This is a genomic window from Streptomyces sp. NPDC051555, assembly GCF_044454405.1.
In the GTDB taxonomy this organism is placed as follows: Bacteria; Actinomycetota; Actinomycetes; order Streptomycetales; family Streptomycetaceae; genus Streptomyces.
Genome location: NZ_JBITDP010000030.1, coordinates 36,939 through 52,793, shown reverse-complemented (window position 1 = coordinate 52,793; position 15,855 = coordinate 36,939). Strand labels below are relative to the sequence as shown.

Genomic DNA, 15,855 nt, shown 5'->3' with positions numbered 1-15,855 from the left:
CCGCACGCGCACGCGCGACGGCCCGGCACACCGTGCGGTGTGCCGGGCCGTCGCGTACGTGCTCAGCGCGCGTGCGGGTCGTGCGTCAGTGCACGGTGCCCATGAGCGCCTGGACCTTCTTGCGGTACGAGTAGATCGCGAAGCCGGCGAGGACGGCGGCCGCCGCCTCCAGGCCGATGACCCAGGTGCCGTTCAGGTCCACCCCACCGATGGAGAGGAGGCTGGTCGTGCAGTCACCGGCGGTGACCGCGAGGAACCAGACGCCCATCATCTGGGAGGCGTACTTCTGCGGCGCCATCTTCGTGGTGACCGAGAGGCCGACCGGGGAGAGGCACAGCTCGCCGATGGTCTGGATCATGTAGATCGAGACCAGCCACATCGGGGAGACCTTGCCGTCCGACGCCATGTTCATCGGGACGATGAAGACGAAGAACGAGGCGCCGACCAGGACCAGACCCATCGCGAACTTCACGATGGTGTTCGGCTCCTGATTCTTGCGGGCCAGCCACAGCCACAGCCAGGCGAAGACCGGCGCCAGCGCCATGACGAACAGCGGGTTCAGCGACTGGTACCAGGTGGCCGAGAAGCCGAAGCCGAAGACGGTGTCGGCGGTCTTGCCGTCGGCGAACAGGGAGAGCGTGGAGCCGCCCTGGTCGTAGATCATCCAGAAGACGGCGGCGGCGACGAAGAACCAGATGTACGCCGTCATCTTCGACTGCTCGGTGCCCGAGAGGTCCTTGTCGCGCTTGATGCGCGTCAGGACGGCGATCGGGATGAACAGGCCGGCCAGCGTCAGCGGGACCAGCGCCCAGTTCAGCGTGTACGCACCCAGGGCGATCACGGCGCCGTAGAAGACGGCGATGCCCAGGACCACGAACGCGACCTTCGTGAGGACGGCCTTGCGCTCCTCGGCGGACAGCGGGTTCGGGACCTGGCTGCTCTTCGGGCTCAGGTGCTTGGTGCCCAGCAGGAACTGGGCGAGACCCAGGGCCATGCCGACGGCGGCGAGGGCGAAGCCCAGGTGCCAGTTGTGTTCCTTGCCGACCGTTCCGACGACGAACGGGGCGACGAAGGCACCGAGGTTGATGCCGATGTAGAAGAGGGTGAAGCCACCGTCACGACGCGGGTCCTCGGGACCGTCGTAGAGGTGACCGACCATCGTGGAGATGTTGGCCTTCAGCAGACCCGAACCGGCCGCGACCAGGATCAGACCGACGAAGAACATCGCCTGGCCGGGAACGGCCAGTGACACGTGACCGGCGATGATCACGAAGCCGGCGATGGCGACCGTCTTGCGGGCGCCCCAGACACGGTCACCGAACCAGCCGCCCGGCATCGCCATGAGGTAGACCATGGAGACGTAGACCGAGTAGATGGCCGTGGTCGTGGCCGCCGTCATGGCCAGGCCGCCGCCCTGGCTGCCCGTGGCGGCGTCGGCGCCGCCCGAGACCAAGTAGTACACGAGCAGTGCGCGCATGCCGTAGTAGGAGAAGCGCTCCCACATCTCGGTCATGAACAGAGTGGCCAGGCCACGGGGGTGGCCGAAGAAGGTCTTTTCGGTGGACGAGTCCGCCGAACCCTCCGTCAGGCTGGAAGCCATGGTCGATCCTTGCTTGATCGGGACGCCTCGCTTCGTGAGCGGAACGGCGCCCGGTGGGGGGTGGCCGGCACCGGCATCGAGCGCCCCGCCCCACGCCCAGGGGTCTCGCGGCCGTCTCGGCTGCGAAGGGACATCCGTCACCGGGATCCACGCCCTGTCGCGCATCTTCGCGCGCAGGGCCCGGCCCACAGGTCATTCACTGTCATCAAGCCCGGCTAAGGGCAGTCCCAAGAGACTGGCTCGCCGGTCAGGACAGAAGTAGAGACCTTTGGCTCGCTTTTCGGCGCAAAGGTCCCCGGGGTAGTGCATCAGGCGTCTCGACACCATACGACACGACACTGCGGCATATGAAAGGACTTGAGATATGGATCACAGGATTCCGGGGAACCGTTTGATCACAATCGAAGGTCGTGAGCCGCCTACAAGACTAGATCGACAGGGGTGCCCGGGTGCAGCCCTGCGGCCGCCCGCCGCGGACTACCATCACCCACATGACGCGTGTACTGCTCGCCGAGGACGACGCATCCATCTCGGAACCCCTGGCCCGCGCCCTGCGCCGGGAGGGGTACGAGGTCGAGGTCCGTGAGGACGGCCCGACCGCTCTGGACGCGGGACTGCAGGGCGGCGTCGATCTTGTCGTCCTGGACCTGGGCCTGCCCGGGATGGACGGCCTGGAGGTCGCCCGCCGGCTGCGTGCCGAGGGCCACGGCTTCCCGATCCTGGTCCTGACCGCCCGGGCCGACGAGGTCGACACCGTGGTCGGACTGGACGCCGGGGCCGACGACTACGTGACCAAGCCCTTCCGGCTCGCCGAGCTGCTGGCCCGGGTCCGGGCCCTGCTCCGGCGCGGCGCTGCCGAGCCCGCCCAGCCGCCCGCCACCCACGGGGTGCGGATCGACGTCGAGTCGCACCGCGCCTGGATGGGGGAGGAGGAGCTCCAGCTCACCGCCAAGGAATTCGACCTGCTGCGGGTCCTGGTGCGCGACGCGGGCCGGGTCGTCACCCGCGACCAGCTCATGCGCGAGGTCTGGGACACCACCTGGTGGTCCTCGACCAAGACCCTCGACATGCACATCTCCTGGCTGCGCAAGAAGCTGGGCGACGACGCCGCGAACCCGCGCTACATCGCGACCGTCCGGGGCGTGGGCTTCCGCTTCGAGAAGAGCTGACCGCCCCGGGGGCACCCGTTAGGGCATCCTCTAAGGCATGCGCCGCCGCCTGATCAACTCCACGCTCGCCGTGGTGCTCGTCGTGATCGCCGTGTTCGGGATCTCCCTCGTGATCGTGGAGACCCGGACGATCACGAACAGCGCCCAGGACAGTGTCGAATCAGAGGCCCTGCGCCTCGTCGGCATCGTCGAGTCGAACGTGCTGGAGAAGAAGCCGATCGACGCCCGCTCGCTCGGCGAGCACCTCGATCCCGGGCGCTACGCCCGCATCCAGGTCCCCGGGCAGCCCCCGGTCGAGATCGGCGTCCCCATCGACGGCAGCGCCCTGCGCGGCACGGCCAAGGGCGAGCAGGGCGAGAGCGTACTGGTCGAGGAGTCCCGCTCCACGGTCACCAAGGAGGTCGGCCGCACCCTCGCGGTGGTCGGCGCCGTAGCCCTGCTGGCCGTCGTGGCGGCCGTCCTGCTCGCGGTGCGCCAGGCCAACCGGCTGGCCTCCCCGCTCACCGACCTCGCCGAGACCGCCGAGCGCCTCGGCTCGGGCGACCCGCGGCCGCGCCACAAGCGGTACGGGGTGCCCGAGCTGGACCGGGTCGCGGACGTCCTGGACGCCAGTGCGGAGCGGATCGGGCGGATGCTGACCGCGGAGCGGCGCCTGGCCGCCGATGCCTCGCACCAGCTGCGCACCCCACTGACCGCGCTGTCGATGCGGCTGGAGGAGATCACCGTCACGGACGACCTGGAGACCGTACGGGAGGAGGCGAGCATCGCCCTCACCCAGGTGGAGCGGCTCACGGACGTGGTGGAACGGCTGCTGACGAACTCCCGCGACCCGCGCACGGGCTCGGCGGTCCCCTTCGACCTGGACGAGATCGTCAAACAACAGGTGGAGGAGTGGCGGCCGGCCTACCGCAGCGCCGGGCGGGCCATCGTGCGCTCGGGGAAGCAGGGGATGCGGGCCGTGGGCACGCCGGGAGCGGTGTCCCAGGTGCTGGCGACGCTGGTCGAGAACGCGCTCATGCACGGTGGCGGAACGGTCGCCCTGCGCACCCGGGTGACCGGGAACCAGTCGGTCATCGAGGTGACGGACGACGGTCCGGGAGTGCCTTCGGACCTCGGCAACCGGATCTTCGAGCGGGCGATCAGCGGGCGGAACTCCACGGGCATCGGCCTCGCGGTGGCCCGGGACCTGGCCGAGGCGGACGGCGGCCGACTCGAACTGCTCCAGGCGCAGCCGCCGGTCTTCGCCCTCTTCCTGAGCCGGACGGCGCCGGAGCGGGTGGACCACGAACAGCCGGTCCGCTAGACACCGGCGTACCAGGCGTACCAGGCGTACCGGGCGCACCAGGCGTCCTAGCGGGCGGCCGGCTCCGGGGCGGGCTCGGGGGAGACGGCGCCGGTGGCCGGGGCGTCCGGGGCGGCGTCCCCCTCGCGCTGCGCGGCGACCACGGTGGTCGCGGCGGCGGGGGTGGACTCGGGCAGGGCGCGGAAGACCCAGGTCCGGTAGGACCAGAAGCGGAACACGGTCGCGATGCCCATGCCGAGGAACTTGAATATGTTGCTCTGCAGGTTGCTGTCCCAGCCGAAGCCGTAGGTCGCCGCGTAGAGCACGCCGCTCTCGATGACCATGCCGATAAGGCTGAAGGCGACGAAGAGCGTCATCTCGCGGCGCCGGTTGCCGCGGTCGCGGTCGCGGTAGGTGAAGTACCGGAACCCGATGTAATTGCTGATGATCGCCACGACGATGGCTATGACGCTCGCGCGCACGACGGCCAGGTCGGTGGTGTGCCGGAGCAGGTTGAAGACGCCGAAATTGACGAGCACGCCCATACCGCCGACCGCGCCGAACTTGATGACCTCCCGGCCGATGCCGCGGAAGCGTTCGGTCAAGGTGACGTGTTTCGGGGTGCTCATGTGATGGTTCAGTCCCTGCCGGTCGATGGTTCCAACCTGTCCATGTTAAGTCTCGGCCCAACCAAACGTGTGTGCCTTCCGACACCCGCGCGGAGCAGCGGGCGGGACGCGCGTAGACCTCCCCGCCGGACGTGAACCGGCCCGGCCGGCGTCCGAATGGCGGAATCCGGCCGATACCCTGGAGGAGTGACGTTCCCGGTAGTCGGCATGGTCGGCGGCGGACAGCTCGCCCGCATGACCCACGAGGCGGGTATCCCCCTCGGCATCAGATTCAAGATCCTCAGTGACAGCCCACAGGACTCGGCGGCCCAGGTCGTCAGCGATGTCGTCATCGGCGACTATCGCGACCTGGAGACGCTGCGCGCCTTCGCGCGCGGCTGCGACGTGATCACCTTCGATCACGAGCACGTCCCCACCGAGCACCTGCGGGCCCTGGAAGCGGACGGCATCCCCGTCCGCCCGGGGCCCGACGCGCTCGTGCACGCCCAGGACAAGGGGGTGATGCGCGCCAAGCTCGACGAGATCGGCGCGCCCAGCCCCCGCCACCGGATCGTGAGCGATCCGGCGGACGCGGTGGCCTTCGCGGCCGAGGTCGGCGGTTTCCCCGTCATCCTCAAGACCGTGCGCGGCGGGTACGACGGCAAGGGCGTGTGGTTCGTGCGCACGGAGGAGGACGCCGAGGCGCCCTTCAAGGCGGGCGTCCCGGTCCTGGCCGAGGAGAAGGTCGATTACGTACGGGAGCTGGCGGCCAACATCGTCCGCTCCCCGCACGGCCAGGCCGTGGCGTACCCGGTCGTCGAGTCCGTCCAGGTGGACGGGGTCTGCGACACGGTGATCGCCCCCGCCCCGAACCTCTCCGAGGCCCTCGCGGGCGAGGCCCAGGCCCTCGCCCTGCGGATCGCCAAGGAGCTCGACGTGACCGGCCACCTGGCCGTCGAGCTGTTCGAGACCCGCGACGGCCGGATCCTGGTCAACGAACTGGCCATGCGCCCGCACAACTCCGGGCACTGGACCCAGGACGGCGCGATGACCTCGCAGTTCGCCAACCACGTGCGCGCGGTCCTGGACCTCCCGCTGGGCGACCCGCGCCCCCGCGCCCGCTGGACGGTCATGGCGAACGTGCTGGGCGGGGACTACCCCGACATGTACGCGGCGTACCTGCACTGCATGGCGCACGACCCCCAGCTGAAGATCCACATGTACGGCAAGGACGTGAAACCGGGCCGCAAGGTCGGCCACGTCAACACCTACGGCGACGACCTGGACGATGTGCTGGAGCGCGCACGTCACGCAGCCGGCTACCTCAGAGGGACGATCACCGAATGAGCACTCCTGGTACCTCCTCCGCACCTTCGGCGTCCTCGGCGTCCGCCGCGTCCTCGACGGGGCCGGTCATCGGCATCGTCATGGGCTCGGACTCCGACTGGCCCGTGATGGAGGCCGCCGCCCAGGCGCTCGACGAGTTCGAGGTCCGCTACGAGGTGGACGTCGTCTCCGCGCACCGGATGCCGCGCGAGATGATCGCGTACGGGGAGCAGGCCGCCGCGCGCGGGCTGAAGGCGGTCATCGCGGGCGCCGGCGGCGCCGCGCACCTGCCCGGGATGCTGGCGTCGGTGACCCCGCTGCCCGTGATCGGCGTGCCGGTGCCGCTCAAGTACCTCGACGGCATGGACTCGCTGCTCTCGATCGTCCAGATGCCCGCCGGGGTTCCCGTCGCCACCGTCTCCGTCGGCGGCGCGCGCAACGCCGGGCTGCTGGCCGTACGGATCCTCGCCACCCAGGACCCGGAGCTGATGGGCCGGATGCGCGAGTTCCAGCAGGAGCTGAACGACCAGGCCACCGAGAAGGGCAAGCGGCTGCGGGCCAAGGTCGCCGGCGCGGACTCCTTCGGGTTCGGCAAGTGAGCGCGGCGCAGCGCCTGGACGAGGCGCTGGAACTGCTCGCCGAGCACCCGGTGGTCGACGGCCACAACGACCTGCCCTGGGCGCTGCGCCACCAGGTGCGCTACGACCTGGACCAGCGGGACATCGCCGCCGACCAGTCCGCGCACCTGCACACCGACATCCCCCGGCTGCGCGCCGGCGGGGTCGGGGCGCAGTTCTGGTCCGTCTACGTCCGTTCCGACTTCGCGGGCGACGAGGCGGTCAGCGCCACCCTGGAACAGATGGACGCGGTCGGCCAGTTGATCGAGCGCTACCCGCACGACCTGGTCCGGGCGCTCACGGCGGACGACATGGAGGCGGCGCGGGCGGACGGCAGGATCGCCTCGCTGATGGGCGCCGAGGGCGGCCACTCCATCAACAACTCGCTGGCCACCCTGCGCTCCCTGCACCTGCTCGGCGTCCGCTACATGACGCTCACGCACAACGACACCATCGACTGGGCGGACTCGGCGACCGACGAGCCGCGCCACGGCGGGCTCACGGACTTCGGCCGCGAGGTCGTGCGCGAGATGAACCGCATCGGCATGCTGGTGGACCTCTCGCACGTGGCGGCCACCACCATGCGCGACGCGCTCGCCGTCTCGGTGGCGCCGGTGATCTTCTCGCACTCGTCCGCGCTGGCGATCTGCGACCACCCGCGCAACGTCCCGGACGACGTGCTCGCGCTGCTCCCGGCCAACGGGGGCGTGGCCATGGCCACCTTCGTGCCCAAGTTCATCCTCCCCGCGGCGGTGGCCTGGACCGCCTCCGCCGACGAGAACCTGCGGGCGCACGGGCTGCACCACCTGGACACCGGGCCCGAGGCGATGGCCCTGCACCGGGCCTTCGAGGCGGCGAACCCGCGCCCGGTCGCCACGGCGGCCACGGTCGCCGATCACCTGGACCACATGCGCGAGGTCGCGGGCGTGGACCACATCGGCATCGGCGGCGACTTCGACGGCACGGCCTTCACCCCGGCCGGGCTGGACGACGTCTCCGGTTACCCGAACCTGATCGCGGAGCTGCTGACCCGCGGCTGGTCGCGGGCCGACCTGGCGAAGCTCACCTGGTCGAACGCGGTACGGGCGCTGCGGGACGCGGAGACGGTCGCGGCCGCACTGTCGGCGAGCCGCGGCCCGTCGAACGCGGTGCTCTAGGGCGCATTTCGAAACCCGCCCCAGGCGGGCTCCCTCCCGGGTCGCGGCACCGGCCGCGGGCGGCGGACGTGCAGGTCGGCGCGGGGTCCACGGGCCCCGCGCCACCCGAACGCCACATCCGCCGCGAACCCGGGCGTCCCCCATGTCACGGTGGCAACACTTCTCCCTCCCCGCTGCCGCCGAGACCGGAGCGAACGCCATGGCCGACCTGCAGGACGACCCCGCGCACGGGGGCTCCGCCCCCGCCTCCCCAGGCTCCGTCGGAGCTGCCCCCGCGCCCGCCCCCGCACCCGCCCCGGGCCTGCCCGGGGCCCTCGACCGGGCCGCCGCGCTGCTGGCCGTCCACCCCGTCGCGGACGGGTGCAACACCTTGTTGTGGACGCTGCGCCAGAGCCCGTACCACGACAACATCGGCACCCCCGAGGGTGGCGTGGACACCGACATCCCCCGGCTGCGGGCCGGCGCGGTCGGCGCCCAGTTCTGGTCGCTGCTCACCCCCGGGCAGGACCGGGTGGTGGCGGAGACCCTCGAACAGATCGACGTCGCGCAGGCGATGATGCGGCGCTACCCCGACAGCCTGAGCCTCGCCCTGTGCGCGGACGACATGGCCGACGCGCGCAACCGCGGGCGGATCGCCTCCTTCCTGGGCCCGGCGCCCGGCCGCACGCTCACCGACTCGCTCGGCACCCTGCGGGCCCTGCACGCCCTGGGCGTGCGCAGCATGGCGCCGGCCGGCGCCGCGTGGGCGGACCAGGGGCTGACGGCCTTCGGGCACGAGGTGGTGCGGGAGCTGAACCGGCTCGCGGTGCTGATCGACCTGACCGGCTGCGACGACGCCGTGGCCGTGCAGATCGCGGGCGCTTCGAAGGCCCCCGTACTGATCTCCCACACGGCCTCCGCCGCGCTCACCCCGCACCCCGGGAACGTCTCCGACGAGGTGCTGCTCGCCCTGCGGGCCGCGGGCGGCCTGTGCATGGTCACCTTCGCCTCCGCCCAGACCGGCGACTCGCTGCACGTGGTGGCGGACCACCTCGACCACGTGCGGGCGGTGGCGGGCCCGCACTGCGTCGGCCTCGGCGCCGCCTTCGGCAGCGAACCGACCACCCCCCGCCCGGCCGGTCTGACCGACGCGTCCGGCTATCCCCGACTGATCGCCGAACTCCTCGACCGGGGCTGGTCGGAAGCCGACCTGACCCTGCTGACCTGGGACAACGCCCAGCGCGTGCTGCGCGACGCGGAATTCACCGCCCGCGCGGCCCAGCACCGGCGCGGGGCCGGCAGCTGAGGGGCGCTCCGAGCCCCATCGAGCCCGCCGGGGCCCCACCAAGCCCGCCCGGCGATCGAGGGCACCCGCCCGGAGGGCACACGACCCGCGCCCAGGAGCTCCGCCCGAACCGTCGCCTCGAACGCCGGCGGGGCTGAAACGCGGTCAGCAGGTCGGGATCAGCAGGCGCAGAGGCAGACCGGGTGCCCGGCCGGGTCGGCGTACACGCGGTAGGTGCGGTCGGGCCCGCCCAGGTCCAGGGGCGTCGCCCCCAGGTCCAGGATCCGGGCCTGCGCCGCGTCCAGGTCGTCGACGGTCAGGTCGAGGTGGAACTGCTGCGCACCCCCGTCCGAGGGCCACTTCGGCGCCAGGTGCCCGGGAGCCAGCTGGAACGCGAGCGCGGTGCCCGGGTGGCCGGTGAGGTCGACCCAGGAGCCGTCCTCGTCCGGGCTGGGCGTGCCGCCGAGCAGGCCGGCGTAGAAGGTGGCGAGGGCGAGCGGGTCGGGACAGTCGACGACGACGGTGCCGAGCGTGGCGATGGCCATGGTCTCTCCTCCGTAGCGATGACCGGTTACCGATGATCGGATACCGATGGCCGGTTACCTGTAGAAGGCGTTTACCGGTAACCCCCACTGTAGGCGTTACCGGCTTGCCGGGCCAAGGGGTAACGTCGAGGACATGAGCGGGGAACGAACACCGGCACCCGGGGACCTCGCGTGGGTGGAGGCCCTCGTCAACACGCTGAGCGTGGACACCGGGGAGGACCGGCTGGCGCGGGAGTTCGGGCTGTCCGGACCGGCGCTGGCGGAGGCGACCGAGCTGCGCGAGGGCCTGCGCGCCGCCTGTCGGGCCCACGCCGGGCACCCGGTGGCCCCCGGCGCGCTGGAGGATCTGAACGCCCTGCTGGCCACGGCCCCGCTCACGGTCCGGATCGGTCCGGACGGCGCGGCGACCCTGGCCCCGGCGGCTCCGGCGGGGGAGCCGACGCTGCTCGCCCGGGTGGCCTCGGCCGTCGCCGGGGCGGCGGCCGACGGCACCTGGCCGCGGCTGAAGGCCTGTGCGGCGCCGGACTGCCAGTGGGCGTACTACGACCGCAGCCCGGCGGGTCGGGGCCGCTGGTGCGTGATGTCGGTCTGCGGCGCGCGCGCCAAGATGCGCACCTACCGCGCCGCCGCCCGCACCACCTGAGGCGGGCCCGCCCGGGACCCGTACGCCCTTACGCGCGCGGGCGGCCCATCGCCCGGTAGGTCCAGCCCGCCGCGCGCCACCGCGCGGAGTCCAGCGCGTTGCGGCCGTCCAGGACGAGGCGGTCCGAGACGAGCGGAGCCAGCGCCGCCGGGTCCAGCTCGCGGAACTCGCGCCATTCGGTGAGGTGCAGGACGACGTCCGCGCCCGTCACCGCCGCCACCGCGGAGTCGGCGTACGCCAGCGTCGGGAAGACGCGGCGGGCGTTGTCCATGCCCTTGGGGTCGTAGACGGTGACCTGGCCGCCCTGGAGGTGGATCTGGCCGGCCACGTTCAGCGCGGGGGAGTCCCGCACGTCGTCCGAGTCCGGCTTGAAGGTGGCGCCGAGCACGGCGACGCGCTTGCCGAGGAAGGACCCGCCGACCGCGTCGCGGGCCAGCTCGACCATGTGCCCGCGGCGGCGCATGTTGATCGAATCGACCTCGCGCAGGAAGGTCAGCGCCTGGTCGGCGCCCAGCTCGCCGGCGCGGGCCATGAAGGCCCGGATGTCCTTCGGCAGGCAGCCGCCGCCGAAGCCGATCCCGGCGCGCAGGAACTTCGCACCGATCCGGTCGTCGTGCCCGATCGCCTCGGCCAGCTTGACCACGTCGCCGCCCGCGGCCTCGCAGACCTCGGCCATCGCGTTGATGAAGGAGATCTTCGTGGCGAGGAAGGAGTTCGCGGCGGTCTTGACCAGCTCCGCCGTCGGGAAGTCGGTGATCACGAGCGGTGAGCCCTCGCCGAGCGGGGTCGCGTACACCTCGCGCAGCAGCTTCTCCGCCGTCTCACCCTGGACGCCGATCACGATCCGGTCCGGGTGCAGGGTGTCCTGGACCGCGAAGCCCTCCCGCAGGAACTCGGGGTTCCAGGCCAGCTCGACGTCCGCGCCCGCCGGGGCGAGCTCGACCAGCCGGTCCGCCAGCCGCGCCGCCGAGCCCACCGGGACGGTGGACTTGCCGACGACCAGGGCGGGCCGGGTCAGGTGCGGGGCCAGGGACTCGATCGCGGAGTCGACGTAGGACATGTCGCAGGCGTACTCGCCGTGCTTCTGCGGGGTGTTCACGCAGACGAAGTGGACGTCGCCGAAGGCGCCGACCTCCTCCCAGGAGGTGGTGAAGCGCAACCGTCCGCTCGCGCCCGGCAGTCCGGCGACGTGCGTGGCGAGCAGTTCCTCCAGCCCCGGTTCGTACATCGGGACCCGGCCGGAGGCCAGCATCTCGATCTTCTCCGGGACGATGTCCAGCCCCAGCACGTCGAAGCCCAGTTCGGCCATGGCTGCGGCGTGGGTGGCGCCGAGGTAGCCGGTACCGATCACAGTGATCTTGGGGGCCATGCGTGCTCCAAGGGTGTGGTGCCGTTCGCGGCCACCGAGCATAGTCGGGCGCGCGTGGGGGGACGTTCCCCCCTGTCCCCTTTGTCGTGGGCCGCGGTCGCACCCGCTGTCACGCAACTCACGTGCGGCTCACGTATCCGTGATCGGGTCGGGACACTAAGCTCTGGGTTACTTAACGGTAGTTAGCATCACGCATCACCTTGGGGAGTGAGAGTCTTGGCGGGTTCTGCCGACTTCGACCTGTACCGCCCGGCCGAGGAGCACGACATGCTCCGCGAGTCGGTCCGCTCGCTCGCCGAGGCCAAGATCCTTCCGTTCGCGGCGGCCGTCGACGAGGAGTCCCGTTTCCCGCAGGAGGCCCTGGACGCGCTCGTCGCCAGCGACCTGCACGCCGTCCACGTGCCCGAGAGCTACGGCGGCGCGGGCGCGGACGCCCTGGCCACCGTGATCGTGATCGAGGAAGTGGCCCGCGTCTGCGCCTCCTCCTCCCTGATCCCGGCCGTCAACAAGCTCGGCTCGCTCCCGGTGATCCTCTCCGGCTCCGAGGAGCTGAAGGCGAAGTACCTGGGCCCGCTGGCCAAGGGCGACGCGATGTTCTCGTACGCGCTCTCCGAGCCGGACGCGGGCTCGGACGCGGCCGGCATGAAGACCCGCGCCGTGCGCGACGGCGACTTCTGGGTGCTCAACGGCGTCAAGCGCTGGATCACCAACGCGGGCGTCTCCGAGTACTACACGGTGATGGCCGTGACCGACCCCGAGAAGCGCTCCAAGGGCATCTCCGCCTTCGTGGTCGAGAAGTCGGACGAGGGCGTCTCCTTCGGCGCCCCGGAGAAGAAGCTCGGCATCAAGGGCTCGCCGACCCGCGAGGTCTACCTCGACAACGTGCGCATCCCGGCCGACCGCATGATCGGCGCCGAGGGCACCGGTTTCGCCACCGCCATGAAGACCCTGGACCACACCCGCATCACCATCGCGGCCCAGGCGATCGGCATCGCCCAGGGCGCCCTGGACTACGCCAAGGGCTACGTCCAGGAGCGCAAGCAGTTCGGCAAGCCGATCGGCGACTTCCAGGGCGTGCAGTTCATGCTCGCGGACATGGCCATGAAGCTGGAGGCGGCCCGTCAGCTGACCTACGCGGCGGCGGCCAAGTCCGAGCGCGTCTCCGGCGGGGGCGCCCACGAGGACCTCACCTTCTTCGGCGCCGCGGCCAAGTGCTTCGCCTCCGACGTGGCCATGGAGGTCACCACGGACGCCGTCCAGCTCCTCGGCGGCTACGGCTACACCCGTGACTACCCGCTGGAGCGCATGATGCGCGACGCGAAGATCACGCAGATCTACGAGGGCACGAACCAGGTCCAGCGCATCGTGATGGCGCGCAACCTGCCGTAGCCACCCTCCGGCCCCAGGCCACCGAACCTCTGGGCCCCCGGCGTTCCGCCGGGGGCCCAGAGGTTGTCGTCCCGCGGGTCAGTACTTCCGCTCCGTCTTCGTCGAGCGCGCACGGGGCGGGCGTGCGTACCAAATCCGCAACAACGTCCCGGGCCGGGCCCCCCTCCTTCTGCGGGGGAGACCGGCCCGGGCGTGCGTGCCGGGCCCCCGACCCGCCGCGTGGGCACCGGTGTTCCGGGTGCCGCGCCCGGCCGGCCGGGCCCGCCGTGGCCGGTGGGGCCCGTCACCTCCGGCCTCGGTACGTCCCCGAGTGGGCTAAATTTGAACCTTCGTGCGCCCGAACCTGTTGGGGAGAAGAAATGACGGAAGCGATCCTGCTGGTCGGTGGGCAGGGGACGCGACTGCGCCCCGTCACGGTGAACACCCCCAAGCCGATGGTTCCGGCTGCGGGCGTACCGTTCCTCGCCCACCAGATAGCCAGGGCCGCCGACGCCGGTGTGACGCACATCGTGATGGCCACCTGCTACCTGGCGGAGGTCTTCGAGCCCTACTTCGGTGACGGCTCCGACTTCGGCGTCCACCTGGAGTACGTCGTCGAGGACGAGCCCCTCGGCACCGGCGGCGCCATCCGCAACGCCGCCGAACTGCTGACCGGCGGCGCCGACGAGCCCGTCCTGGTCTTCAACGGCGACATCCTGACCGGCCTGGACATCCGCGGCCTGGTCGATTCCCACCGGGCCGCCGACGCGGACGTCTCCCTGCACCTGGTGCGGGTCGAGGACCCGCGCGCCTTCGGCCTGGTCCCCACCGACGCCGAGGGGCGGGTGCTGGCCTTCACGGAGAAGCCGCAGACCCCCGAGGAGATCGTCACCGACCAGATCAACGCCGGCTGCTACGTCTTCCGCCGCTCGGTGATCGACTCCATTCCGGTCGGTCGACCGGTCTCCGTCGAGCGCGAGACCTTCCCCGGCCTGCTCGCCTCCGGCGCCAAGCTGCACGGCAAGACCGAGGACACCTACTGGCTGGACCTCGGCAAGCCCGAGTCCTTCGTCCAGGCCTCCGCCGACCTGGTCCGCGGGGTCGTCGACTCCCCGGCCGTTCCCGGCCCGCGCGGTGAGGTCCTGGTTCTACCCGGCGCACAGGTGGCGGACGGGGCGAAGGTTTCGGGAGGTACCGTTGTGGGTGCCGGTGCCCGGATCGAAGCGGGCGCCGTCGTACTGGGCTCCATCGTGCTGGACGGCGCCACCATCGGTCCGGACACGCATGTGACCGCGTCCCTGATCGGTGCCGGTGCCGCCGTGGGCGCGCGCACGGTGCTGGACGGCGCGGTCATCGGGGACGGAGCACTGGTGGGCGCCGACAACGAACTTCGCGCCGGGGTGCGGGTGTGGTGTGAGGCAGAGCTGCCTCCCGCCGCCGTGCGCTTCTCGTCGGACCGGTGACCCCGGGCCGGATGCGTGCGCGTACCGACCGACTTCAGTGAGGCATAACCCTGTGATAGGCGAGCAGAAGACCCCCCGCGACACCTCGGCCCCGGCCGCGACCGCGTCCCCCGCGCTTCCCGATGCGTGGGCACACACCCCGCTGACCGTGGTCATGCCCACGTACAACGAGGCGGGCAACCTGCCGGGCATGGTCGAGCTGCTGATGGGACTGGAGCTGCCCGGCCTGCGCCTCCTGGTCGTCGACGACTCGTCGCCCGACGGCACCGGCCAGATCGCCGAGGACCTCGCCGAGGGCCACCTCGCCGAGGACGGCACCCCCCGCATGTCGGTCCTGCACCGCACCACGAAGGACGGCCTCGGCCGCGCCTACGCCGCGGGCATGGCCAAGGCCGTCGAGGACGGCGCCGCCTACGTCCTGCAGATGGACGCCGACGGTTCGCACCCCTCCGCCAAGATCGCCGAGATGCTGGGCGTGGCGATGTCGACCGGCGCGGGCCTCGTCGTCGGTAGCCGCTACGTCCCCGGCGGTACCCTCTCCGACGCCTGGGGCGCCCACCGCAAGCTGCTCTCGCGCTGGGCCAACGCCTACGCCAGCACCATCCTGGGCACCCGCGTCCGCGACATCACGGGCGGCTTCAACATGTGGAGCGCCGAGGCGCTGCGCGCCATCGACCTCGCGTCGGTCGGCAGCGCGGGCTACAGCTTCCAGGTGGAGATGAAGTTCAAGGCGCTGCGCCGTGACTTCCAGGTCATGGAGGTCCCGATCCACTTCGAGGACCGCACCGTCGGCGAGTCCAAGATGAACCTCGCGGTCCAGCTGGAGTCGATCGCCATGCCGTGGAAGCTGCGCGCCCGCGCCCGCCGCTGATCCCAGCACGCGCACACGTAGGGAAGGGCCCGCCGGACGTCGTCCGGCGGGCCCTTCCCGTGCTCCGCACGCCCCCCTCGCGCTCCCGCACGCCGTGCCACGGAGCGTGCTCGACCCCCTACGGTCTGTGATGTCAGCTGGTCGGGGAGAGGAAAGAGGTAGGCGAATGGTGCGACGTGCGGCAAAGCTTCTCGGGGCGTGCGCGGCGGCCGCGGTACTGGCGCTGGCGGCGCCCGGCGCGGCGCAGGCGGCCCGCGGGGTCCTGATCATCGACGGTGCCCGGCACGGTGACCCCGCCGGCTGCTACGGGTTGGGCGACTTCGTCCAGTCCCGGGTGTTCAACCGCACGGACACGACGGCCTGGGTCTGGTCGGGCGCCCAGTGCGACGGGAACGTGGTGCAGGCGATCCTCTCGGGCCAGGGCGCCGTCGCGCACGGACGCAGCCTCTTCATCGAGTGAACGGCCGGTGGCGGGGGGGGGGGGCGGCGGCGGCCGGCCCCCCCCCCCCCCCCCCCCGCCCCCGGGCACCCCGAGTTGACGGCCGGGGTCCAGAAAGGGGAGGTGGAGAATAA

Annotated in this window: 15 protein-coding genes; 11 read left to right on the top strand and 4 right to left on the bottom strand. The window is 71.6% G+C overall.

Annotation, left to right across the window (positions count from 1 at the left end; all coding sequences use genetic code 11):
• Nucleotides 1-85: 85 nt before the first annotated feature.
• The gene (locus ACIBEA_RS38075) at nucleotides 86-1,600 is read right to left on the bottom strand and encodes a peptide MFS transporter (RefSeq protein ID WP_399267873.1); all 1,515 of its coding nucleotides are present in this window, start codon (nucleotides 1,598-1,600) and stop codon (nucleotides 86-88) included.
• 491 nt (nucleotides 1,601-2,091) lie between these two features.
• On the opposite strand from ACIBEA_RS38075, the gene ACIBEA_RS38070 reads away from it, so the two are divergent.
• A complete protein-coding gene (locus ACIBEA_RS38070; RefSeq protein WP_283450654.1) occupies nucleotides 2,092-2,769 on the top strand; it encodes a response regulator transcription factor in 678 nt (225 codons plus the stop codon).
• 37 nt (nucleotides 2,770-2,806) lie between these two features.
• A complete protein-coding gene (locus tag ACIBEA_RS38065) occupies nucleotides 2,807-4,072 on the top strand; it encodes an ATP-binding protein (RefSeq protein WP_399267872.1) in 1,266 nt (421 codons plus the stop codon).
• Nucleotides 4,073-4,119: 47 nt separating this feature from the next.
• Here ACIBEA_RS38065 and ACIBEA_RS38060 read toward each other — a convergent pair whose 3' ends face one another.
• On the bottom strand, nucleotides 4,120-4,680 hold the full coding sequence (locus ACIBEA_RS38060) for a GtrA family protein (protein ID WP_399267869.1): 561 nt from the start codon (nucleotides 4,678-4,680) through the stop codon (nucleotides 4,120-4,122).
• A 186-nt stretch (nucleotides 4,681-4,866) separates the two neighbouring features.
• Between ACIBEA_RS38060 and ACIBEA_RS38055 the strand changes: the two genes are divergently transcribed.
• From ACIBEA_RS38055 to ACIBEA_RS38040, 4 genes are all read left to right on the top strand, one after another.
• Complete coding sequence (locus ACIBEA_RS38055; protein WP_399267867.1) at nucleotides 4,867-6,006, top strand: 5-(carboxyamino)imidazole ribonucleotide synthase; 1,140 nt, start codon at nucleotides 4,867-4,869, stop codon at nucleotides 6,004-6,006.
• Complete coding sequence (gene purE / locus ACIBEA_RS38050) at nucleotides 6,003-6,584, top strand: 5-(carboxyamino)imidazole ribonucleotide mutase (protein WP_399267865.1); 582 nt, start codon at nucleotides 6,003-6,005, stop codon at nucleotides 6,582-6,584. Before ACIBEA_RS38055 ends, purE begins: the two co-directional genes overlap by 4 nt.
• Entirely contained in the window at nucleotides 6,581-7,759 is a 1,179-nt protein-coding gene (locus tag ACIBEA_RS38045; RefSeq protein ID WP_399267863.1) for a dipeptidase, read from the top strand. Before purE ends, ACIBEA_RS38045 begins: the two co-directional genes overlap by 4 nt.
• 142 nt (nucleotides 7,760-7,901) lie before the next feature.
• Nucleotides 7,902-9,044: a membrane dipeptidase gene (locus ACIBEA_RS38040; RefSeq protein WP_399267861.1), complete on the top strand. Its 1,143-nt coding sequence runs from the start codon at nucleotides 7,902-7,904 to the stop codon at nucleotides 9,042-9,044.
• 158 nt (nucleotides 9,045-9,202) lie between these two features.
• On the opposite strand, the gene ACIBEA_RS38035 is transcribed toward ACIBEA_RS38040, so the two are convergent.
• Nucleotides 9,203-9,568, bottom strand: coding sequence for a VOC family protein (locus ACIBEA_RS38035; RefSeq protein ID WP_399267859.1), 366 nt, complete (start codon nucleotides 9,566-9,568; stop codon nucleotides 9,203-9,205).
• A 133-nt stretch (nucleotides 9,569-9,701) separates the two neighbouring features.
• Here ACIBEA_RS38035 and ACIBEA_RS38030 point away from each other — a divergent pair, with 133 nt between their 5' ends.
• Nucleotides 9,702-10,211 carry a CGNR zinc finger domain-containing protein gene (locus tag ACIBEA_RS38030; protein ID WP_399267857.1) on the top strand — a complete coding sequence of 170 codons (510 nt, stop codon included), beginning with the start codon at nucleotides 9,702-9,704 and terminating at the stop codon, nucleotides 10,209-10,211.
• A 28-nt stretch (nucleotides 10,212-10,239) separates the two neighbouring features.
• Here the strand turns inward: ACIBEA_RS38030 and ACIBEA_RS38025 are convergent, their stop codons facing one another.
• On the bottom strand, nucleotides 10,240-11,580 hold the full coding sequence (locus tag ACIBEA_RS38025; protein WP_399267855.1) for a UDP-glucose dehydrogenase family protein: 1,341 nt from the start codon (nucleotides 11,578-11,580) through the stop codon (nucleotides 10,240-10,242).
• A gap of 216 nt (nucleotides 11,581-11,796) precedes the next feature.
• Between ACIBEA_RS38025 and ACIBEA_RS38020 the strand changes: the two genes are divergently transcribed.
• The 4 genes from ACIBEA_RS38020 to ACIBEA_RS38005 all read left to right on the top strand — a co-directional run bounded on the left by ACIBEA_RS38020 (nucleotide 11,797) and on the right by ACIBEA_RS38005 (nucleotide 15,742).
• Complete coding sequence (locus tag ACIBEA_RS38020; RefSeq protein WP_399267853.1) at nucleotides 11,797-12,969, top strand: acyl-CoA dehydrogenase family protein; 1,173 nt, start codon at nucleotides 11,797-11,799, stop codon at nucleotides 12,967-12,969.
• Nucleotides 12,970-13,328: 359 nt separating this feature from the next.
• On the top strand, nucleotides 13,329-14,411 hold the full coding sequence (locus tag ACIBEA_RS38015; protein ID WP_399267851.1) for a sugar phosphate nucleotidyltransferase: 1,083 nt from the start codon (nucleotides 13,329-13,331) through the stop codon (nucleotides 14,409-14,411).
• A 52-nt stretch (nucleotides 14,412-14,463) separates the two neighbouring features.
• Nucleotides 14,464-15,282 carry a polyprenol monophosphomannose synthase gene (locus ACIBEA_RS38010; RefSeq protein ID WP_399267849.1) on the top strand — a complete coding sequence of 273 codons (819 nt, stop codon included), beginning with the start codon at nucleotides 14,464-14,466 and terminating at the stop codon, nucleotides 15,280-15,282.
• Between the two features lie 166 nt (nucleotides 15,283-15,448).
• A complete protein-coding gene (locus ACIBEA_RS38005; RefSeq protein ID WP_399267847.1) occupies nucleotides 15,449-15,742 on the top strand; it encodes a hypothetical protein in 294 nt (97 codons plus the stop codon).
• Nucleotides 15,743-15,855: the final 113 nt, after the last annotated feature.